The sequence below is a fragment of the Rhodopseudomonas palustris genome (genome assembly GCF_003031265.1).
Lineage (GTDB): Bacteria > Pseudomonadota > Alphaproteobacteria > Rhizobiales > Xanthobacteraceae > Rhodopseudomonas > Rhodopseudomonas palustris_H.
This window is the reverse complement of record NZ_CP019966.1, coordinates 4,251,313-4,270,368: the sequence shown is the minus strand read 5'-3', so window position 1 is coordinate 4,270,368 and position 19,056 is coordinate 4,251,313. Positions and strand designations below refer to the sequence as shown.

The 19,056-nt window shown below is 65.7% G+C and carries 20 protein-coding genes; 12 read left to right on the top strand and 8 right to left on the bottom strand.

The window, feature by feature from the left end:
• Positions 1-47: 47 nt before the first annotated feature.
• Together fliP and RPPS3_RS19845 are read right to left on the bottom strand one after the other, a co-directional pair.
• On the bottom strand, positions 48-812 hold the full coding sequence (gene fliP, locus RPPS3_RS19850; protein ID WP_107345599.1) for a flagellar type III secretion system pore protein FliP: 765 nt from the start codon (positions 810-812) through the stop codon (positions 48-50).
• The gene (locus RPPS3_RS19845) at positions 809-1,930 is read right to left on the bottom strand and encodes a flagellar biosynthetic protein FliO (protein WP_107345598.1); all 1,122 of its coding nucleotides are present in this window, start codon (positions 1,928-1,930) and stop codon (positions 809-811) included. The genes fliP and RPPS3_RS19845 overlap by 4 nt, the downstream gene beginning before the upstream one ends.
• 319 nt (positions 1,931-2,249) lie before the next feature.
• Here RPPS3_RS19845 and flgB point away from each other — a divergent pair, with 319 nt between their 5' ends.
• From flgB to RPPS3_RS19800, 9 genes are all read left to right on the top strand, one after another.
• Positions 2,250-2,657, top strand: coding sequence for a flagellar basal body rod protein FlgB (gene flgB, locus RPPS3_RS19840; RefSeq protein ID WP_107345597.1), 408 nt, complete (start codon positions 2,250-2,252; stop codon positions 2,655-2,657).
• Between the two features lie 21 nt (positions 2,658-2,678).
• Positions 2,679-3,104 (top strand): flagellar basal body rod protein FlgC, encoded by a 426-nt coding sequence (flgC, locus tag RPPS3_RS19835; RefSeq protein WP_107345596.1) that lies wholly within the window; start codon positions 2,679-2,681, stop codon positions 3,102-3,104.
• 35 nt (positions 3,105-3,139) lie between these two features.
• Positions 3,140-3,445: a flagellar hook-basal body complex protein FliE gene (gene fliE / locus RPPS3_RS19830; RefSeq protein WP_107345595.1), complete on the top strand. Its 306-nt coding sequence runs from the start codon at positions 3,140-3,142 to the stop codon at positions 3,443-3,445.
• Between the two features lie 162 nt (positions 3,446-3,607).
• Positions 3,608-3,871 (top strand): flagellar biosynthesis protein FliQ, encoded by a 264-nt coding sequence (gene fliQ / locus RPPS3_RS19825; protein ID WP_011159421.1) that lies wholly within the window; start codon positions 3,608-3,610, stop codon positions 3,869-3,871.
• Between the two features lie 106 nt (positions 3,872-3,977).
• Positions 3,978-4,745: a flagellar biosynthetic protein FliR gene (fliR, locus tag RPPS3_RS19820; protein WP_107346693.1), complete on the top strand. Its 768-nt coding sequence runs from the start codon at positions 3,978-3,980 to the stop codon at positions 4,743-4,745.
• Positions 4,746-4,771: 26 nt separating this feature from the next.
• The gene (gene flhB, locus RPPS3_RS19815; protein WP_107345594.1) at positions 4,772-5,845 is read left to right on the top strand and encodes a flagellar biosynthesis protein FlhB; all 1,074 of its coding nucleotides are present in this window, start codon (positions 4,772-4,774) and stop codon (positions 5,843-5,845) included.
• A 187-nt stretch (positions 5,846-6,032) separates the two neighbouring features.
• Positions 6,033-8,597 carry a cell cycle histidine kinase CckA gene (gene cckA, locus RPPS3_RS19810; RefSeq protein WP_434006785.1) on the top strand — a complete coding sequence of 855 codons (2,565 nt, stop codon included), beginning with the start codon at positions 6,033-6,035 and terminating at the stop codon, positions 8,595-8,597.
• A 330-nt stretch (positions 8,598-8,927) separates the two neighbouring features.
• Positions 8,928-9,959, top strand: coding sequence for a Tim44 domain-containing protein (locus RPPS3_RS19805; protein WP_107345592.1), 1,032 nt, complete (start codon positions 8,928-8,930; stop codon positions 9,957-9,959).
• 121 nt (positions 9,960-10,080) lie between these two features.
• Positions 10,081-10,788 (top strand): glutathione S-transferase family protein, encoded by a 708-nt coding sequence (locus RPPS3_RS19800; protein WP_107345591.1) that lies wholly within the window; start codon positions 10,081-10,083, stop codon positions 10,786-10,788.
• Positions 10,789-10,945: 157 nt separating this feature from the next.
• On the opposite strand, the gene RPPS3_RS19795 is transcribed toward RPPS3_RS19800, so the two are convergent.
• The 3 genes from RPPS3_RS19795 to RPPS3_RS19790 form a co-directional block, all read right to left on the bottom strand.
• A complete protein-coding gene (locus RPPS3_RS19795) occupies positions 10,946-11,305 on the bottom strand; it encodes a GFA family protein (protein ID WP_107345590.1) in 360 nt (119 codons plus the stop codon).
• 147 nt (positions 11,306-11,452) lie between these two features.
• Positions 11,453-11,623 carry a hypothetical protein gene (locus RPPS3_RS24680; protein WP_199851760.1) on the bottom strand — a complete coding sequence of 57 codons (171 nt, stop codon included), beginning with the start codon at positions 11,621-11,623 and terminating at the stop codon, positions 11,453-11,455.
• 216 nt (positions 11,624-11,839) lie between these two features.
• Positions 11,840-12,304, bottom strand: a complete 465-nt coding sequence (locus tag RPPS3_RS19790) for a hypothetical protein (protein WP_107345589.1) — start codon at positions 12,302-12,304, stop codon at positions 11,840-11,842.
• Positions 12,305-12,745: 441 nt separating this feature from the next.
• Here RPPS3_RS19790 and RPPS3_RS19785 point away from each other — a divergent pair, with 441 nt between their 5' ends.
• Together RPPS3_RS19785 and RPPS3_RS19780 are read left to right on the top strand one after the other, a co-directional pair.
• Positions 12,746-14,242: a hypothetical protein gene (locus RPPS3_RS19785; RefSeq protein WP_199852157.1), complete on the top strand. Its 1,497-nt coding sequence runs from the start codon at positions 12,746-12,748 to the stop codon at positions 14,240-14,242.
• 89 nt (positions 14,243-14,331) lie between these two features.
• On the top strand, positions 14,332-15,987 hold the full coding sequence (locus tag RPPS3_RS19780; protein WP_107345588.1) for a fumarate hydratase: 1,656 nt from the start codon (positions 14,332-14,334) through the stop codon (positions 15,985-15,987).
• Positions 15,988-16,362: 375 nt separating this feature from the next.
• Here the strand turns inward: RPPS3_RS19780 and RPPS3_RS19775 are convergent, their stop codons facing one another.
• Positions 16,363-16,659 carry a hypothetical protein gene (locus RPPS3_RS19775; protein WP_011159411.1) on the bottom strand — a complete coding sequence of 99 codons (297 nt, stop codon included), beginning with the start codon at positions 16,657-16,659 and terminating at the stop codon, positions 16,363-16,365.
• 260 nt (positions 16,660-16,919) lie between these two features.
• Here RPPS3_RS19775 and RPPS3_RS19770 point away from each other — a divergent pair, with 260 nt between their 5' ends.
• Positions 16,920-17,630: an Ig-like domain-containing protein gene (locus RPPS3_RS19770; RefSeq protein WP_107345587.1), complete on the top strand. Its 711-nt coding sequence runs from the start codon at positions 16,920-16,922 to the stop codon at positions 17,628-17,630.
• Positions 17,631-17,636: 6 nt separating this feature from the next.
• Here the strand turns inward: RPPS3_RS19770 and RPPS3_RS19765 are convergent, their stop codons facing one another.
• Positions 17,637-18,230: an inner membrane-spanning protein YciB gene (locus RPPS3_RS19765; RefSeq protein WP_107345586.1), complete on the bottom strand. Its 594-nt coding sequence runs from the start codon at positions 18,228-18,230 to the stop codon at positions 17,637-17,639.
• A 145-nt stretch (positions 18,231-18,375) separates the two neighbouring features.
• The gene (locus RPPS3_RS19760; protein ID WP_107345585.1) at positions 18,376-19,005 is read right to left on the bottom strand and encodes a hypothetical protein; all 630 of its coding nucleotides are present in this window, start codon (positions 19,003-19,005) and stop codon (positions 18,376-18,378) included.
• Between the last annotated feature and the right edge of the window lie 51 nt (positions 19,006-19,056).

The following is a 19,056-nucleotide window of genomic DNA, read 5'->3' as shown; positions in this document are numbered from 1 at the left end:
GACTGGCTGGACGATCCATCGGTGTCAGCAGCTTCGATGTCGGCCGACTATCCGCCGCCGGTGTAGCTCTGCACCAGACTGCCTGCGACCAACGACCAGCCGTCCACCAGCACGAAGAAGATCAGCTTGAACGGCAGCGACACCACGACCGGTGGCAGCATCATCATGCCCATCGACATCAGAATCGATGCGACGACGAGGTCGATGATCAGGAAGGGCAGGAACAGCAGGAAGCCGATTTCGAAGGCACGCTTCAGCTCCGAGATCAGAAACGCTGGCATCAAGATGCGGAGCGACAGCTCTTCCGGCGTTGCCGGAGGCGGCTCGCCCGACAGGTCGAGGAACAGCTTGAGATCTTTCTCGCGGACGTTCTTCTGCATGAAGATCCGCAGCGGACCGGACGCTCGCACCATCGCGTCGTCGACGCCGATCTCGTTGGCGATCAGCGGCTTGATGCCTTCATCATAGGATTTCTGCAGCGTCGGTCCCATCACGAAGGCGGTCAGGAACAGCGCCAGCGCGATGATCACCGCATTCGGCGGCGCGGTGGCCGTGCCCAGCGCCGTGCGCAGCAGCGACAGCACCACGACGATACGGGTGAACGACGTCATCATCACTAGGATCGACGGTGCGATCGACAGCACCGTCAGCAGCGCGATCAGTTGGATCGCGCGCTCGGTGACGCCGGGGCTATTGCCGCCGAGATTGATGCTGATGTCTTGGGCCTGCGCAGGCACGATCATCGCGAGACCCGCGATGATCAGAACCGATGAACTGATGAAAACTCTACGCGGGCCGGCCGAGGCGCTCACGTAGGGGACTTCGGGCGGCCGAGCAGCGCGGCCATTTCGTCTTCGAGGCTCTCAAACCCGGTCTTACCGGCGGCCGGAGACGCCTCCGCTGCGGCCGGCTCTTCGGGGGCAGGCTCGGAAGCGCGTGGGGTCGGCGGATTGGGCCGGGCTGGCGGCTCCGGCGCAACCGGAGGAGCAGGCTCGGCCGGCGCATTCGGCGGACGGCGCAGGGCGGCTTCGAGGCGGTTGGCCATCTCGGCGAGATTCTGGTCCGCAGTTGCAAGCGCTGCGGTCACAGGCGCAGCGGGAGGGGGCGGCGGGGCCAGGGGCGCGGGCGGCGGCGCGGGGCGCTCAGTGCGCATTGGGGCGGGCTTGGGTTCGGGACGCGGCGGCCGCGGCATGGCCGGCTCGGCGCGCGGACGGGGGGCCGGCTCCATGCGGGGCTCGGGGCGCGGCGGCTCCGGGCGCAGCACCGGCGGTTCGGGGCGCAGAACGGGCGGCTCGGGGCGCAGGACCGGGGGCTCGGGGCGCGTGATCGGCGGCTCGGGCCGCAAGATCGGCGGGTCCGCCCGCATGATCGGAGGTTCAGCCCGCATGATCGGCGCCTCGACGCGTGGCATCGGCGGCTCGGGGCGGGCGATCGGTTCAGGTACCAGGCTGGCGAACGGATCGGCCGGACGGCGCTCCGGCATTGGCGGCGGCGCGCGGCGCGGCTCCTCGGCCGCACCCGGGCGCAACGGTCGTGTCGGGATCGGCGGCAGTTCCGGCTCCGGCAGCTCGGCGGCGGTATCAGCCTCCCACTGGCCGGGCTCCGGCGCCGTCAGGCGCGGCTCGACGCCAGCGCGGGTCGGCAACTGATCCCGCGACGGGGTGGCACGGACGATGTTGGGCTCGATCACGATGTCGCTCGGCCCGCCGATCATCAGCAGATGCTCGACATTGTCGCGCCGGACCAGAACCAGACGGCGGCGGCCATCGACGGCGGCGGCATCAATTACGGCGAGCCTTGGCATCCGGCCGCGGCTGGCATTGGTGCCGAGCCGATTGCCGGCAAAGCGGCGTACCAGCCAGGCGGCGGCGCCAATCAGCGCCAGAACGGCCAGAAATGCGAGAAAAAACATCAATGGCTGCGATGACATGCTGTATCCCCGGCAAACAACGCTGGCGCCCTGGCGCTTTCCGGAAGCGCCCATTCCGGAATGCGAACGCGACCAGTTCCGGTGACGCGCGGCGGCCCGCCTCGTCCCTTCTTAATAATCCCCGGCAAGAACTGCCATCCGTTTCTTCTTATAATCCACCAATCATGCCGCCCAAATCGCGTTTGCTGCCGTTTTCGCCGCAGTTACCACTGCGTCCGGCATGCAGCTCGAACCTCTTAACCAGTCGTTAACCATAGGGGCGGCAAATTCTGCCTACCCGGCGGAATCGCGTGGCGGCAAGACCGGGGCGGAGGCGGCTATGCCGATCAACGATCTCCCCGAGCTGAACGCGTTGCGCACCAAGATGCAGTGGCATCAGGAGCGCCAGAAGGTGCTTGCGGAAAACATCTCCAATTCCGACACGCCGAACTTCCGGCCGCGGGATCTGGTGGAGCCGAAATTCACCCCGGAAGGTCAGGCCGCCGGCGGTCCGGGCGGATCGCTGCCGCTGATGCGCACCAGCGCGTCGCATCTGACCCCGCCCGGCGGCTCGCCGAGCTTCTCCACCGATAACAAGGGCGGCTTCCAGACCCGTCCGGCCGGCAACGCCGTGAACCTCGAGGACGAGATGCTGAAGGTCTCGTCCAACCAGATGGACTACGCCGCCGTGACCTCGCTCTACAGCCGCAGTCTCGGCCTGCTCAAGACCGCAATCGGCAAGCGCTGAGAAGCGCCGGGAGGCTAAACCATGGCAGACGACGGCAACGACTTCGCCCGCTCGATGGGTATCGCCACTTCCGGCCTGCGCGCGCAGGCGGGTCGGATGCGGGTGATCTCGGAAAACGTCGCCAACGCCGACTCCACGGCGCAGAACGCGGGCGGCGACCCGTATCGCCGCAAGGTGCCGACCTTCACGTCGGCGCTCGACCGCACGCTCGACGCCCGCGTCGTGGCGCTCGGCCGCGTCAAGCCGGACACCTCGGCGTTCCGCGTCAAATACGAGCCGACCAATCCGGCCGCCGACGCCAACGGCAACGTCAAGTACCCGAACGTCAATCCGGTGATCGAGATGACCGACATGCGCGATGCGCAGCGGTCCTACGAGGCCAACCTCAACGTCATCAGCGCCACCCGCCGGATGATCCAGCGCACGCTCGACATTCTCAAAGCCTGATCCGCTTCCCCAGCATCGCACCAGGACACTGACCCATGGCCTCCCCGATTTCAGCAGCGAATGCCTATGCGAGCCTCGGCCGCCTGGCCAAGCCGGCCGGCGCCGACAAGGGGAGCGAAGACGCTCCGTCGTTCGGCAACCTGGTCAAGCAGGCGATGGGCAGCGTGCTCGACGCCGGCCGCAAGTCCGACGCGCAGTCGATGGCGATGGCGTCGGGCAAATCTAACGTGATGGATGTGGTGACCGCGGTCGCCGAAACCGACGTCGCGGTGTCGACGTTGGTGTCGGTCCGCGACCGGGTGATCCAGTCCTACGAAGAAATCATGCGGATGCCGATCTGACGGCGGCACCTTACCGATAGGCATCGTCATTGCGAGCGAAGCGAAGCAATCCAGGGCCGAGCGCACCGCGCTCCTGGATCGCTTCGTCGCTCCGCTCCTCGCGATGACGATGGCGAGACCGAACACCACCACTGCCACAATCGTCGACACAAGGATTCTCTTATGACCGGCCCCGAAACCCTCGACGTCGCCCGCGACGCGATCTGGACCATCGTCGTGGTGTCGGCGCCGCTGATGGTGGTCGGCCTGGTGGTCGGCGTCGCGGTGTCGCTGGTTCAGGCGCTGACCCAGATTCAGGAACAGACGCTGGTGTTCGTGCCGAAAATCTTGGCGATGTTCGTCACCTTGGTGCTGGCGCTGCCCTTCATGGCCGACGCGCTGCATTCGCAGATGATGCGGATCTCATCGCGAATCATCGGCGGTTGACGCATGATCGGAGCCCGCGCCGCTTCGTTGGTCGCATCCGCCGTCGCCGCATCGCGCGGCTGTGGCGCACGACCTTCTGACGCGCGCTCCGAATCAGACAGCCGCGATGCGCATCGACCTGACTTTCCTGCCGGCGCTCGCCGCCACCTTCATGCTGGTGTTCGCACGCATCGGCTCGATGGTGATGCTGATGCCGGCGTTCGGCGAGAGCAACATCCCGACGCGGGTGAAGCTGTCGATCGCGCTCATGCTGACGCTGATCATGCTGCCGCTGCATCGCTCGGCCTATCAGATCGACATGTCGTCGCTGACGCCGCTGTTGGTGCTGATGCTGCAGGAGATCGCGGTCGGCATCGTGCTCGGCGCCACCGCGCGGGTGACGCTGTCGGCGCTGCAGGTCGCGGGCGCGGTGATCGCCCAGCAGCTCGGGCTCGGCTTCGTCTCGGCGGTCGATCCGACCCAGGGCCAGCAGGGCGTGGTGGTCGGCAATTTTCTGACGATGCTCGGTGTCACGCTGCTGTTCGCCACCGACATGCACTATCTGGTGATCCAGGCGCTGAGCGACAGCTACAAGGTGTTCGCGCCGGGCGAGTTGATGCACACCGGCGACGTCGCGGCGCTGGCCACCAAGGCGTTCGCGGCTGCGTTCAAGCTCGGCCTGCAATTGTCGGCGCCGTTCCTGGTGTTCGGCCTGGTGTTCAACATCGGGCTCGGCGTGCTGGCGCGGCTGATGCCGCAGATGCAGGTGTATTTCGTCGGCGTTCCGCTTTCGATCGTGATCGGCTTCATCGTGCTCGCGGTGGTACTGACCACGATGATGGGCGCTTTCCTCGGCTATTTCGGCGGCGTGATGCACGATCTGATGCCACGCTGACGCTCGGCGTCGTTCGGAGCTGAACGATGTCCGAGGACAGTGACGAGAAAACAGAAGAGCCGACACAAAAACGTCTCGACGATGCACTCAAGCGCGGCGACGTGGTCAAGAGCCAGGAGGTCAACACCTGGTTCCTGATCGCCGGCGCCACGCTGGTGCTGTCCTCGTTCCACGAGTCGATCGGCGCCGGCATTCTCGCGCCGATGCGCAATCTGATCGAAAAGTCCTGGATGCTCCGCGTCGACGGCGACGGGCTGATCGCGCTCGCCAAGAGCCTGTCCTACGCGACGCTGGCGGCGATCGGCATTCCGTTGTTGATGCTGGTGATCGTCGCGATCGCCAGCAACATGATCCAGCACCGGCTGGTGTTTTCCGCCGAGGCGCTCACGCCGAAATTCAGCAAGCTGTCGCCGCTCGAAGGCGCCAAGCGGCTGTTCGGCAAGCAGGCGATGGCCAACTTCCTCAAGGGCCTGTTCAAGGTCGTGGCCCTCGGCATCGTGATGGTGGCGGTGCTGTATCCTGAGCACGACCGGCTCGACGCGCTGCTGAAGATGGACGTCTCCGCGCTGCTCGGCGTCACCGTGGCGCTGACGCTGAAGCTGCTCGGCGCGGTGGTGGCGATGCTCGCCTTCGTGGCGGTCGGTGATTACTTCTTCCAGTATCGGCAGTGGCACGAAAAGCAGAAGATGTCGCTGCAGGAGATCAAGGAAGAATTCAAGCAGTCGGAAGGCGATCCGCACATCAAGGGCCGGTTGCGGCAGCTCCGCTATCAGCGGATGAAGAAGCGGATGATGGCCGAGGTGCCGAATGCGTCGGTGGTCATCACCAACCCGACCCACTTCTCGGTCGCGCTGAAATACGAGCGCGGCATGTCGGCGCCGATCTGCGTTGCCAAGGGTGTCGACGCGGTGGCGTTCAGGATCCGGGAAGTCGCGAAGGAACACGACGTGCCGATCGTCGAGAACGTGCCGCTGGCGCGCGCGTTGTACGCCACGGTGGAGATCGACGATGAGATCCCGGTCGAACACTACCAGGCGGTCGCCGAGGTGATCGGTTACGTCATGAACCTGAAGCGGGCGTGGTCCGGCCGCAGCAATTGAGCGGGGCGATGCAGCAGCAGCGAGGAGCGGGGCGGGCGGCGCGCCGCCCTGGCGCGGGAAGCCGGAGCGGATTGTCCTTGATGGCCTGCGGACGGGCCGGAGGATGGTCTTGCGTTTCCGGCCGCGATTCAGGCAGTTGGAGCCGCGCCGCCGCGTGCCCGGCGGGCAAGGGACCGGTTCGGTGACCATGACCATCAACGATCAACAAGCTTCGCCCGAGCCGCGTCCGGCCTCGCCGGAGCCGGCCCGCCGCGGCGGCAGTATCGCGCTTGTGCTGCTGCTGGCCGGCGCCATCGTCGCCGCCGCCGTGGCGTTCATGACGCTCGGCCGAGCCGGCGCCCAGCCTTACATTCTCGGCCTGCTGGCGCTGCTGGCGATGGTCGGTCTGTTCATGCTGTTCGCGTTCGCGGCCGGTATCATCGGCTTCGCCGACCGCTCCGCCGAAGATCCGATCCTGCGGGCGATTCCCGAAAACGCTTTCGATGGTATCGCAGTCACCGACGCCGGCGGCCACGTCGTCTATGCCAACTCGACCTATCTGGCACTGACGGGTGCGGCGACGATGCAGGACGTCCGCCCGGTGGAGCGGGTGTTCATCGGTAATCCCGATGTCTCCGAGGCGGTGTTCCGGCTGCTCAAGGCGGCGCGCGAGGGACGGCGGCTGCAGGAGGAAGTGCGGGTTGCCGGCGCCGACGGCACCGAGGGCCGCTGGATGCGTCTGCGGGTTCGCCCGCTCGGCACCAGCAAGCGCGAGGCCCGGCAGACGGTGTGGTCGATCGCCGACATCACCCGTGACCGCGAGCGCCAGGAGGACGTGTTCCAGACCCTGCAGCACGCGATCGAATATCTCGACCATGCGCCCTGCGGGTTCTTCTCGGTCAATCCGGCCGGCAACCTCGTCTATGTCAACGCCACGCTGGCGAACTGGCTCGATCATGACCTCGCCGAGATCGGCTCCGGTGGCCTGAAGCTGTCGGACGTGGTTTCGGGCGACGGTGCCGCGCTGCTGACCTCGATCGTGCCCGAGCCGGGCGAGGTGAAGACCGAAGTCTTCGACATCGACCTGAAGAAACGCGGCGGCCAGACCGTGCCGGTGCGGCTCTATCACAAGCTCGCCTTCGGCGCCGACGGCACTCCCGGCCCGTCGCGCACGCTGGTGATCAGCCGTGCCCGTGACGATCGGCTCGATCCGCAGCGCGCCGCCGAAATCCGCTTCATGCGGTTCTTCGATCAAACCCCGATGGCGATCGCCACCGTCGACAAGACGGGTGCGGTGGTGCGGGCGAACGCGCGACTTGCCAAGCTGGCGCAAAGCCTCGACCCGGCCGGTGCTTCGGCGTCCAAGTCGATCCTGGCGGCGGCGTCGGCGCGCGACCGCGCGGTGCTGGCAGGCGCGATCGAGCAGGCCGCCAAGGGGCAGGCCGATATCGCGCCGGTCGAAGTGATGCTCGCCAGCGCCAAGGAGCGCTGGGGCCAGTTCTTCGTCACCGCGGTCAGCGATGAGACCGATAACGAAGCGGCCATCGTCCACATGCTGGAAACCACCGAGCGCCGCGCGCTGGAGAACCAGGTCAACCAGGCGCAGAAGATGGACACCATCGGCCAGCTCGCCGGTGGCATCGCGCATGACTTCAACAACGTGCTGTCGGCCATCATGATGGCCAACGACTTCCTGCTGAACGCGCACAAGCCGACCGATCCGTCGTTCCAGGACATCATGCAGATCAAGCAGAACGCCACCCGCGCCGCGACGCTGGTGCGGCAGCTGCTTGCATTCTCGCGCAAACAGACACTGCGTCCGCAGGTGCTCGATCTCGGCGAGGCGCTGACCGACATCGACCGGCTGTTGAAGCGGCTGATCGGCGAGAAGATCTCGCTGGAAATGCAGCACGGCCGCGATCTGTGGCGGACCAAGGCCGACGTCTCGCAATTCGAGCAGGTGATCGTCAATCTCGCGGTCAACGCCCGCGACGCGATGCCCGACGGCGGCAAGCTGACGATCCGCACCGCCAACGTCTCCGCCTCCGCCGCCTCGCAGCTCGGCCACAATGGCATGCCGGCGGCCGACTATGTCTGCGTCGAAGTCTCCGACACCGGCACCGGCATTCCGCCGGAAATTCTCGACAAGATCTTCGAGCCGTTCTTCTCGACCAAGGAAGTCGGCAAGGGCACCGGGCTCGGGCTGTCGACGGTGTACGGCATCATCAAGCAGACCGGCGGCTTCGTGTACGTCGATTCGGAGATCGGCAAGGGCACCACCTTCCGCATCTATCTGCCGCGCCACGAGCAGGTCGCCGAGCCGCAGGCTGAGACGCCCGCGGCCAGCGGCACGGCACCCGAGCCGGCACCGGCGGCGCCGAAGCCGCGCGCCGACCTGACCGGGCAGGGCACCATCCTCTTGGTCGAAGACGAGGAAGGCCTGCGCTCGCTCAACGCCCGCGGCCTGCGCTCCCGCGGCTATGAGGTGATCGAAGCTTCCAACGGCGTCGAAGCGCTGGAAGAATTCGATGCCCATGGCGGCGAAGTCGATCTCGTGGTGTCCGACGTGGTGATGCCGGAGATGGACGGCCCGACGCTGCTGAAGGCGATGCGCGCGCGCAATCCGGAGCTGAAGATCATCTTCGTGTCGGGCTATGCCGAGGATGCGTTCGAGAAGAGCTTGCCGGAGAACGAGCAGTTCGCCTTCCTGGCCAAACCGTTCGCGCTCAGCGCGCTGGTCGCGAAGGTGAAGGAGACGATGGCGCCGAACTGAGGCTTGCGGCGGACAGCGCTCGCTTCGATGAGCGCAATGCCCTTCAATTTCGTCGTGGCCGGGCTTGTCCCGGCCATGCACGTTTTTGTCGTTGATATCTCCGCGTGTCGCGGATGCCCGGCACGAGGCGGGATGACGAGACTAATGGTGGTGCCAGTTCGCATTGCCGATCAGTTGCAATGCGACGGCGCATTTCTTAACGCCTCGTTAGGTTCACCGTACTCCCCGCGACCGAGGGCCGCAGGTGTGCGACGACGCGCCCGCTTCCTTTTTGGAGGCTGGTGCCCATTTTTAACGGAGCTTCCCCCTGCCGGGGATTGAGGGAGTAACATGAATTTCTTGCACCGCACCCGCGGCTTTATGACCGCTCTTGCTGTGGCGATGTCGCTCGCGATGCCGCTGTCGTTGGCGCTGACGTCGGCGGCCGACGCGCGCATCGGCGGCGGCTCGAGCTCCGGTTCGCGCGGCTCGCGCAGCTTCTCGGCACCGCCCAGCACCAACACGGCGCCGGGTGCCGCTCAACCGTTCAACCGCACCTATAGCCAGCCGGGCAGCCCCGGCATGAGCGGCCCGGCGGCGGGCGCCGCCGCCAACAAGGGCGGCTTCTTCAACCGCCCGGGCATGGGCATGCTCGGTGGCCTTGCCGCTGGCTTCCTCGGCGCCGGCCTGCTCGGCATGCTGTTCGGCGGCGGCTTCCTGTCGGGTCTCGGCAGCTTCGCCTCGATCATCGGGCTGGTGCTGCAGGTGGCGCTGGTCGTAATCCTGGCGCGTCTGGCCTGGGGCTGGTGGCAGCGTCGCAACAACCCGCAGGCGGCCTATGCGCCCGGTCCGGTGGCCGGCCAGGGCCCGCGGCCCGATGGCGCCTATGCGATGAACCAGTCGGCCAATCCGGCGGCGCAGCCGGCCTCGCGCGGCGGCTTCGGCTTCGGTGGCGGCGCCAGCGCCAGCAATGACCGGCCGCTGGAGATCAAGCCTGACGACTACGAGGCGTTCGAGCGTCTGCTCGGCGACATCCAGGCGGCGTGGTCGAACGAAGACATCGACCGGCTGCGTCAGCTCGCCACTCCGGAAATGGCGTCGTACTTCTCCAAGGACCTGGAGGAGAACAAGGCCAACAACGACATCAACAAGGTGTCGGATGTGAAGCTGCTGCAGGGCGATCTCGCCGAAGCCTGGCGCGAGGGCGAAACCGACTACGCCACCGTGGCGATGCGGTTCTCGCTGGTCGACAAGACCTTGGAGCGCGGTACCAATCGTCTGGTCGCCGGCAGCGATACGCCGATCGAGGTCACCGAGATCTGGACCTTTACCCGGCGCCCCGGCGCGAGCTGGGAATTGGCCGCGATCCAGCAGACCAACTGACGCTCTGCTCCCGAGCGATCCAGCATCGAAGCGCCGCGGACCTTCCGCGGCGCTTTTTTGTTAGGCTCCGGAGCGGGGTGACGCGGGCAGAGCCGCGTCGATCAGCACAGGGGCCGAACCGATGGCTTACGAACTGTACTACTGGCCGACCATTCAGGGCCGCGGCGAATTCGTGCGGCTGACGCTGGAAGAGGCGGGTGCCGACTATGTCGATGCCGCGCGCCGCAACAAGGCCGGCATGTCCACGATGATGAAACTGATGCAGGCGAAGCAGGGCACGCCGCCGTTCGCGCCGCCGTTTCTCAAAGCCGGCAAGCTGATCATCGGCCAGACCGCCAACATCCTGCTGTATCTCGGCAGCCGTCATGGCCTTGCACCCGCGAGCGAAGCCGGCCGGCTGTGGGTGCATCAGCTGCAGCTCACGATCGCGGACCTGGTGCAGGAGGTGCACGACACTCACCATCCGATCGGCACGATGCTGTACTACGAAGACCAGCGGAAGCCGGCCAAGAAACGCACCGCCGAGTTCTGGGACAATCGCGCGCCGAAATTCCTCGGTTATTTCGAACGCCTGGTCGCCGGCGGCGGCACCTATCTCACCGGGCGCAAGCTGACCTATGCCGACCTGTCGCTGTTTCAGATCGTCGAGGGCCTGCGCTACGCCTTTCCAAAGCACATGAAGACATTCGAGCGCGACATTCCGAAGCTGGTCGCACTACACGACCGGATCGCCGAACGTCCGAATATAGCCGCCTACCTCGCCAGCGACCGCCGCATTCCATTCAACAAAGAAGGCATCTTCCGGCACTACAAGGAGCTGGATAAGTAACAGCCGGACTTTTGGATCAACGACTCTCCCCAAGTCATTCCGGGGCGCGCCGACAGGCGCGAACCCGGAATCTGACCCGAGCACAACAACTTCGAGATTCCGGGTTCGCTCGCGGACGCGAGCGCCCCGGAATGACTGTGGGAAGTGTGGCCGCCGGCTACCGATGCCGCCCGTCGATCGGCGTCATTTTCAGCTGCGACAGTTCGATGCCGTCGATGCAGGCCACGTTCAGCGCCACCACTTCGGTGCCGTCGGGCTTGGCACCGCGGGCGAACACCTCGACGCCGCATTCGCCGCAAAGCTGGTGACTGATGGCCCGTTTGTTGAACAGATATTCCTTCAGGCTGTCCTGGCCGGCGCGCAGCTGAAAGCTCTTCGGCGGCAGGAAGGTGAAGTGCAGTCCCTTCTTGGTGCAGATCGAGCAATTGCACGCCGTCACCATCGCAAGGTCGGTGGTGCATTCGAACCGCACCAGGCCGCAATGGCAGCCGCCGGTCAGGACTTTGACGTCGCTCATCAGGAGGCACTCCGCTGGTCGTGCCGGCGGAGTCTAGCAGACGAAGGGTTGTGCCCGATAGCTGGCGCAGACGGGGCGAACACCGTCCCTCAAACGCCAAAGCCCCGCGCGAGGCGGGGCCGGTCGTCGCATCGGAACTTGCGTCGCTTAAGCGAGCTGGTCGACGCGGGTGCCCTGTCCGGGCGGCAGCGCCGCTTTCGGCGGCTGGATGCTGGTCGTGTCCTTGTCGTCCTTCGGCGGCGGAGGCGGCGGTGGAGGGCTCGCCTGCGTCGTCGGTTGGGAGACAGGAGTCGACGACACGTTCGAAATGCTGCTCATCAGTCTTTCCTCGTGTTGGCCAACGTCCCCCGATCAGATGGTGCGCCGGCGGCGGCTTGCCACCGACCGCGCCCGGGTAGGCATCGGATCAACCGCGATCATCGCGCTGCCCGGTGAACTTTGCGCGCACCCCTGCGCCGGCATTTGCTTCAAATGCCGGGCTTTGGATTGCGGGACATGACGAGGGGGAGGGACGCCGCCGGAGCGGCCGCGCAGCTACTCGCTGCTGTCGCGGGTGATCGAGATCGAGGCGTCGGTCTTGGTGCGGATGCAGCGCATGTCGAGCCGGCGGAAGCGGGTCTTGATGTCGTTGCCGCGCAAAATGCCGACCCGGCCGAAGCAGCGATTGACGCCGCGCAGCGTGTCCGGCTTCGGGATCGTGAACACGATCGCGGCGGCGCTGGCGATCAGGTCCTGAAATTCCGGCGACGGTTTTCGCGCCGGCGCCTGGCCGTAAACCTCGTTCTTCACCGTGCGGCTCGGACACCCCAGCCGCAGCGCTTTCGCGGCCGGATGCGACAGGTAGATCATGTTGGCCGCGGTCTTGCCGATGCTGATCCCATCGATCTGCGCCTTGAGCTGCTTGGCAAGATCGTCGCAACGATCCGCCCGGGCGGGGGAGGCGGCGAATGTCGAGGCGATAGCAGCGGTGGCAATGAGATGGGGCAGGCGGCTCAGCATCAGGTCTTCTCCTCAGTCCCTGGCAGTACTGAAGCTTGCGCCGAAGCCAGATGCAAGAGGACCAAGTTCGCGGCTACTGATCAGCGTGGACATCGGTCAGGGACAATCAGGAGATCAGAGTTTCCCTCGATCGCGTAGTTACCTGGATCAGCGCCAGCGGGATTTGGGGACGGCTGGATGCTCAGTTCGCTTTAACGTTCGGCAGTTTTCGTCGAGCCCACCCCTGCCCCAAAACTCGCCACTAGCAGCGTGTGCAAGGGGCAATACCTGTGCGAGAGCAAGCAGAATAGGCGGCGTTTGGATGAGGGCGGTGACGCGCGAGGGTTCCGCCTACGCTTATCTTTGCGGTTCCCATACGGGATCGACGGAGATTTTCCGACTTCCGGTTGGCGGGAAATCGCTGCAGTATTGCGACCCTGAGTTGTATTTCAGGGTGCCCCGATGTTGGATATTCCAAGCTATTTAAGTCGCGGTGAGCGTGCTCGGCTTTTTCCGGTTCTGGCCGATACCTCAAAGGAAGGTCGAACGGCGTCGATCCTGTTGGCGTGTCTTGCCAATGTGGATGAGTTCGGTCGCTCGATGATGAATACGGTCGGCCAGCGCGCTGGGCCCCGAACGAGGATCGAGACCTTTACTGAGGTCTGCTTCTCGTCTCAGTCAGACAAGATGAGGCCGGACGGCCTGATTGTTCTCACTACGGGTAATCGTCAGTGGCGAGCTCTGGTCGAAGCCAAGGTCGGAAATTCTGAGCTGGAGGTCGGCCAAGTCGAAAGCTATTTAGCGCTTGCGCGCGAGAACGACATCGACGCCCTGATTACGATCTCCAATCAGTTTGCCGCTGTCCCGGCTGTTCACCCTTTGCAGGTCTCAGTATCCGCGCGACGTAAGATCGAGCTGTTTCACTGGTCTTGGATGCACGTCCTTACCGAAGCGAGCCTGCTGCTTGCCAACGATGAGATCCTCGATCGCGATCAGAGGTTTGTCCTCAACGAAATGGTCCGCTTTCTCACGCACCCAAGCGCCGGAGTGAAGGGCTTTGATCAGATGCCCGCGTGTTGGACCGACCTGGTGGCATCTGTTCAGGCGGGGGCCGCGCCGTCGCCTAACTCTGCTGTGACACGCGAGATCGTTGGAGCATGGCACCAAGTCGTGCGCGACCTGTCGCTGACGATGAGCCGACAACTCGGCGTCGAAGTCTCGCCGCGAATCCCGAGGGAACATCTTCGCGACCTCGATGCGCGAGCCAAGGCTGATAGCTGTCACTTGTGCGAGGAGCATTCTCTCGCCGCCACGTTGATTGTGCCGGACGCGGCGTCTCCTCTGGAGGTCACTGCAGACATCAAAACGCGCTCGCTCGCAGTTTCGATGCATCTGAGGGCGCCTGACGACAAGAAGGGAACGAAGGCGAGGCTGAACTGGCTACTGCGCCAGTTTCCGCCCACGACGAACGAGAACTGGCATATCCGTCTGTACTGGCCGGGACGAACCAGTAGCACTCAGCGACCGCTCGCAGCGCTTCGAGAGAACGTCGATCAAGCTGTAGATGAGAAGGCGGGGCAGGTGGTGACGTCGTTCGACGTGATCATGGTGCGTGATATCGGCGCCCGCTTCGCACAGCGCAAGAATTTCATCGCCGAACTAGAGGCGATTGTCCCCCTCGCCTACGATCAAGCTGGGCAGCATCTGCGGGCTTGGCAGCGGACTGCACCGCGTCTTCCGGAGGCAAAGGCTGAGCCCGCGAGCGTCAATACGGAAGCGATGCGCGATGCGGCAGAGCAGGAGCTGACCGGACCGCAAGAGCGGCCCGTACTGGCCCAGCCCATCGTACTGAAATCTGAGCCCGATGTGGATGTCCCACAGGATGGCCTCCTGACTGAGCCGCCACCGGAAGATGCGGCAGGTCCAGTTGGCCCCGATGTGGCCGGGCAGGTCCCATGACGCTCTCCACCCTCCCGTTTTGAACCCTTCAAAATCCCGCCGAAACCGCCTAGACAGGGCCGCGAATTTACCCATTCGAGGCCCCCTCCATGAACGCTCCCACGCCCGTTCCGTCTGCCGCCACCCCGGTTCCGCCCTATAAGCACACCCCGCTGTTTCCGCTGGGCAAGGACGACACCGTCTATCGCAAGATCACGTCGGATGGCGTGCGGGTGGAGAAGGTGCTCGGGCGCGACATGCTGGTGGTGGAGCGCGAGGCGCTGCGGGCGCTGTCGGAGGCGGCGTTCGGCGAGATCAACCATTATCTGCGGCCCGGCCACCTCAAGCAGCTCCGCAAGATCCTCGACGATCCGGAGGCGAGCCCGAACGACAAGTTCGTCGCGCTCGACTTCCTGAAGAACGCCAATATCGCCGCCGGCGGCGTGCTGCCGATGTGCCAGGACACCGGCACCGCGATCATCATGGGCAAGAAGGGCGCGAACGTCATCACCGACGGCGACGATGAAGCCGCGCTGTCGGAAGGTGCGCGCGACGCTTACTTGCGCCGCAACCTGCGCTACTCGCAGGTCGCGCCGCTGTCGATGTTCGAAGAGAAGAACACCGCCAACAACATGCCGGCGCAGTGCGAGATCTACGCCGAGGGCGATGACGCCTACAAATTCATGTTCATGGCCAAGGGCGGCGGCTCGGCCAACAAGAGCTTCCTGTTCCAGGCGACGCCGTCGCTGCTGACGCGCGACCGGCTGCTGGCGTTCCTGAAAGAGAAGATCATGACGCTCGGCACCGCGGCGTGCCCGCCCTATCACCTGGCGATCGTGATCGGCGGCACCTCGGTCGAGACCACGATGAAGACGGTGAAGCTCGCCTCCGCGCGCTATCTCGATGCGCTGCCGACCCACGGCTCCGAACTCGGCAACGCGTTCCGCGACGTCGAGATGGAGCAGGAAATCCACAAGATGACGCAGAGCCTCGGCGTCGGCGCGCAGTTCGGCGGCAAGTATTTCTGCCACGACGTCCGCGTCATCCGGCTGCCGCGCCACGGCGCCTCGTTGCCGATCGGCCTCGGCGTGTCGTGCTCGGCCGACCGGCAGATGCTCGGCAAGATCACCAAGGACGGCGTGTATCTGGAGGAGCTCGAGCACAACCCGGCGCAGTATTTGCCGGAAGTCGAGCAGGCGCTCGGCGGCGAGGTGGTGAAGATCGACCTCAACCAGCCGATGAAGGACATCCTCGCGACGCTGAGCAAGCATCCGATCAAGACCCGGCTGTCGCTGACCGGCACCATGATCGTGGCGCGCGACGCCGCGCATGCCAAGCTGCGCGACCGGCTGGAGAAGGGCGAGCCGCTGCCGGACTACTTCAAGAACCATCCGGTGTACTACGCCGGCCCCGCCAAGACTCCGGACGGCTACGCCTCCGGCGCGTTTGGTCCGACCACCGCAGGGCGGATGGACTCGTTCGTCGATCAGTTCCAGGCGGCCGGCGGCTCGATGGTGATGGTCGCCAAGGGCAACCGCGCGCCGGCGGTGCGTGAGGCCTGCAAGAAGTACGGCGGCTTCTATCTCGGCTCGATCGGCGGCGCCGCGGCCAACCTCGCCGAGCACTGCATCAAGAAGGTCGAGGTGCTGGAATATCCCGAGCTCGGCATGGAGGCGATCTGGAAGATCGACGTCGTCGACTTTCCGGCCTTCATCATCGTCGACGACAAGGGCAACGACTTCTTCAAGGAACTTAACCTGGGCTGAGGTCGCTCTCGGCGGGGTGTAACGCTGGACGCTCGCACCCGCCCCCAAACGTCATTCCGGGGCGCTCACGCAGTGAGCGAACCCGGAATCTCGAAGTTCAGGCCACCCCGAGCGGCTCAACGCAAAACACCTCGGGATTCCGGGTTCGCAGGCTTCGCCTGCGCCCCGGAATGACTGCCTTAGGGCCCGCGGGCTCGGGCTCCGGCATGATTGCCTGGGGCAGGGCTTCTGAGCCCTCCCGAAACAGTCATGGCCGGGCTTGACCCGGCCATCCATCGTTTTGGCTGATGGATCACCGGGTCTCGGCGCTGCGCGCCGGCCCGGTGATGACATTGGTAACTGCGGCTGCGGCGGAACGGCCGCGACGTCGAAGGCTTACGCCCGGGTGCCGGTGAACGGGAACGAGCCCATCGGGCCGATGCCCATTTCGCCGGAGATGCTGTCGCCGCTCACCTTGCCGGTGTAGCTCAGCGTCAGCGGCATCGGGTTGGTGATCGACAGCTTCCAGGCGACGTCGTCGCCGTTCACGGTGCCGTCGAAGATTTCGCCGGCATCGCCGTCGGCGGATTGCGAGCCGGTGAGCGTCGAGCCGTCGGCCTTCAGCGTCAGGTCGGCCTGCCGCTCGCCCATCGGCGTGCTCATGGTGAGTTTCCAGTTTCCGTCGACTGCCATGTGTTTCTCCCCTTGGTCCCGGTCCTCGTGAGTTCACCGGGCCGCCCCTCTTAGTATGGTGCGGGAGCGACAAACAAGCCCGAACGTGCCGCCCCGCTGCGGCCAGGGGCCGCGATAGTCCGTCATCGTGAATCGGGCGGTGTTCTGCTCTGCCGGCCGCGCATGCAGATACCTGTGGTGCAGTGCACGCGTCGTGCTATCCTATGTTAACTTCGGAGGACGTCTCGAGGTTTCCAGCGCCTTCAAGGTGGAGACCCGACATGCGTTTGTCATACGTGAATGCCGCGCTTGCCGTTGCGGCGCTGCTGCCCGGACTGGCCAGCCTCCCTGCCGCCGCGCAGGTCGAGGTGGTGTCTGAAACAACTGCCACCCGCCTGGATATCACCGCCGAGCCCAGTGTTCCCGGCAGGTTCGTGTTGAACGCGACCGTCCGCACCGGTTACGGCGCCGGCGTTCCTGACGGCCGGGTAGTGTTCTACGATCTGTCGACCAGCACCGTGCTGGGCTGGATCGATGCCGGCAAACCGAGCCTCACGGTCGACGGCCTCAAGCCGGGGCGGCATCTGCTGCGCGCCGATTACGCCGGCAGCGCCAGCCGGCTGCCGCTGATCGTGCTGCCGAGCCAGTCGGCCGAGGTCGCGCTCGATGTGCTGGCCCAGCCGCGCCTGACGTTGTCGTCGTCCGATGCTGCTCCGGCACCCGGCGCGGTGGTGACGCTGACCGCCGCCGTCACCGGTCCGCACGGTCTGCCGACCGGCACGGTAAGCTTCCGCGACGGTGACCGGGTGATCGCCGCGCACGTGCCGCTCGATCGCACCGGACTGGCGGCATTCACCACCTCGGCACTCGACAATGGCGTCGGCGGCATTGTGGTCGTGTACGAAGGCGATCATCACTACGCGCGGGCCACTGCGCAGCTGGCACCGAACGAAGATCGCGCGCTCGCGCTCGCCGCCGCCCCGCGGATGTAGTCGCCGCTAAGATTCGGCCGGGATCGGCGTCGATGCGGCCGGTGCTGCAGTCGCGGCTGAGGCCCGCCGCCGGCTGCGGATCGCGAAGCGAAACACCAGATACTGCGCGGCGAACGCTGCGACTTTGAACGCCGGCGCGATCACCATCACGTAGAACGTCCACAGCTTGATATCGCCGGTCAGCGCCGCCGCGATTACCCCGGCGCCGAGCACCAGCATCAGCGCCGCCCACGCGTAACCGGCGATCCGCACATAGTCCGGGATGGTGTCGCCGACGATCGGCGGCACGTAGCGCAGCATCCAGTCCCGGCGCAGCATCAGCAGCCCGACCGCGATGTGGCCGACGCTGGGCTTGATCAGGACGAAGCGCGGATCGTTGGTCAGCAGCGTGGCGCCGCCGAGCACCACCACCAGCGCGACGCTGGCATAGGCCATCACGTCGAGCCGCTGGCCCTTTACTTTGGCGTAGATGAACTGCCCGACCGCGCCGAGCACGGCGACGATCGTCGCCAGCGCGACGTTGCCGGTCGAGAAATACAGCACCACGAAGACGATGGTGGAGAAGAAGTCGCTGCCGAGCTTGGCGAACACCGCCTTCATTGCACGTTTCTCCGCTGTCGCGCCGCCTGCGGAGAACCGCGGCGGAGCGACGTCGCCCCGCCCGATTGTGCGTGGCCCCTCGAGGGAAGTAAACCGCAGCCGCCCGCCGACAAGGGGCGCGTGCCGTTTTAGGGCCGGGGAAACCTCAGTTCGGCGCAACCAGGGCGGTGGCGCGCCCCGGGCTGCCGAACGGCTTGGGCTTGTCCTTGCCGCAGGCAAAGCCGCGCGCCAGCTCGTCGGCCGCCTGGCGTGCCACCTCGTTGGCGTTGCGGTTGGCGGCGACGTCCACATAGGCGACGTGGCACACCGCGCCGGGCGGCAGCCGCGTCACCAACAGCATCTGCTTGGTGTTGGGCCGGCCGCCTTTGCCGAGATCGTCGTTGTCGGCGAGGTGCCAGCGCTGGATGATGGCGAACGGCTTGCCGGCGCCGTCGAGCCGCCATTCGACCGTATCGGTGGTGGAGTTGAACGGGCCGAACGAGGTTTTGGCCGCCGGCTGGGCGCTGGCATCCTTGTAATTGCGGCCGACGCTGACGCTCTGGCGCAGGTCCATCTCCGATACGACCACCACCAGCCCGTCCTGGCCGGGGCACAGCCACTCGCCGCTATCTTCCGGTGCGCCGCCCGGCCGCGCGACCCGGCACGCCTTGGGAGCGGTCGAACTATAGACGCTGCTGGCGCCGTCAGCCTGAGCCGGCGCCATGAACGCGGCCGAAATAGTGAGCGGGAGCAGCACGGCGAGGGCGGGGAGCAGTCGCATTGGCAGGCCTTGCATCGCAGCGGAACCTTTGTCGGTCGGCGTCCGGCTGGGGAAGGTTCGAGCAAT

Excerpts from the sequence above, each read along its gene's own strand:
- RPPS3_RS19845 (WP_107345598.1), bottom strand. The coding sequence starts at position 1,930 with ATGTCATCGCAGCCATTGATGTTTTTTCTCGCATTTCTGGCCGTTCTG.
- flgB (WP_107345597.1), top strand. The coding sequence starts at position 2,250 with ATGCCGATCAACGATCTCCCCGAGCTGAACGCGTTGCGCACCAAGATG.
- flgC (WP_107345596.1), top strand. The coding sequence starts at position 2,679 with ATGGCAGACGACGGCAACGACTTCGCCCGCTCGATGGGTATCGCCACT.
- fliE (WP_107345595.1), top strand. The coding sequence starts at position 3,140 with ATGGCCTCCCCGATTTCAGCAGCGAATGCCTATGCGAGCCTCGGCCGC.
- fliQ (WP_011159421.1), top strand. The coding sequence starts at position 3,608 with ATGACCGGCCCCGAAACCCTCGACGTCGCCCGCGACGCGATCTGGACC.
- fliR (WP_107346693.1), top strand. The coding sequence starts at position 3,978 with ATGCGCATCGACCTGACTTTCCTGCCGGCGCTCGCCGCCACCTTCATG.
- flhB (WP_107345594.1), top strand. The coding sequence starts at position 4,772 with ATGTCCGAGGACAGTGACGAGAAAACAGAAGAGCCGACACAAAAACGT.
- cckA (WP_434006785.1), top strand. The coding sequence starts at position 6,033 with ATGACCATCAACGATCAACAAGCTTCGCCCGAGCCGCGTCCGGCCTCG.
- RPPS3_RS19805 (WP_107345592.1), top strand. The coding sequence starts at position 8,928 with ATGAATTTCTTGCACCGCACCCGCGGCTTTATGACCGCTCTTGCTGTG.
- RPPS3_RS19800 (WP_107345591.1), top strand. The coding sequence starts at position 10,081 with ATGGCTTACGAACTGTACTACTGGCCGACCATTCAGGGCCGCGGCGAA.
- RPPS3_RS19795 (WP_107345590.1), bottom strand. The coding sequence starts at position 11,305 with ATGAGCGACGTCAAAGTCCTGACCGGCGGCTGCCATTGCGGCCTGGTG.
- RPPS3_RS24680 (WP_199851760.1), bottom strand. The coding sequence starts at position 11,623 with ATGAGCAGCATTTCGAACGTGTCGTCGACTCCTGTCTCCCAACCGACG.
- RPPS3_RS19790 (WP_107345589.1), bottom strand. The coding sequence starts at position 12,304 with ATGCTGAGCCGCCTGCCCCATCTCATTGCCACCGCTGCTATCGCCTCG.
- RPPS3_RS19785 (WP_199852157.1), top strand. The coding sequence starts at position 12,746 with ATGTTGGATATTCCAAGCTATTTAAGTCGCGGTGAGCGTGCTCGGCTT.
- RPPS3_RS19780 (WP_107345588.1), top strand. The coding sequence starts at position 14,332 with ATGAACGCTCCCACGCCCGTTCCGTCTGCCGCCACCCCGGTTCCGCCC.
- RPPS3_RS19775 (WP_011159411.1), bottom strand. The coding sequence starts at position 16,659 with ATGGCAGTCGACGGAAACTGGAAACTCACCATGAGCACGCCGATGGGC.
- RPPS3_RS19770 (WP_107345587.1), top strand. The coding sequence starts at position 16,920 with ATGCGTTTGTCATACGTGAATGCCGCGCTTGCCGTTGCGGCGCTGCTG.
- RPPS3_RS19765 (WP_107345586.1), bottom strand. The coding sequence starts at position 18,230 with ATGAAGGCGGTGTTCGCCAAGCTCGGCAGCGACTTCTTCTCCACCATC.
- RPPS3_RS19760 (WP_107345585.1), bottom strand. The coding sequence starts at position 19,005 with ATGCAAGGCCTGCCAATGCGACTGCTCCCCGCCCTCGCCGTGCTGCTC.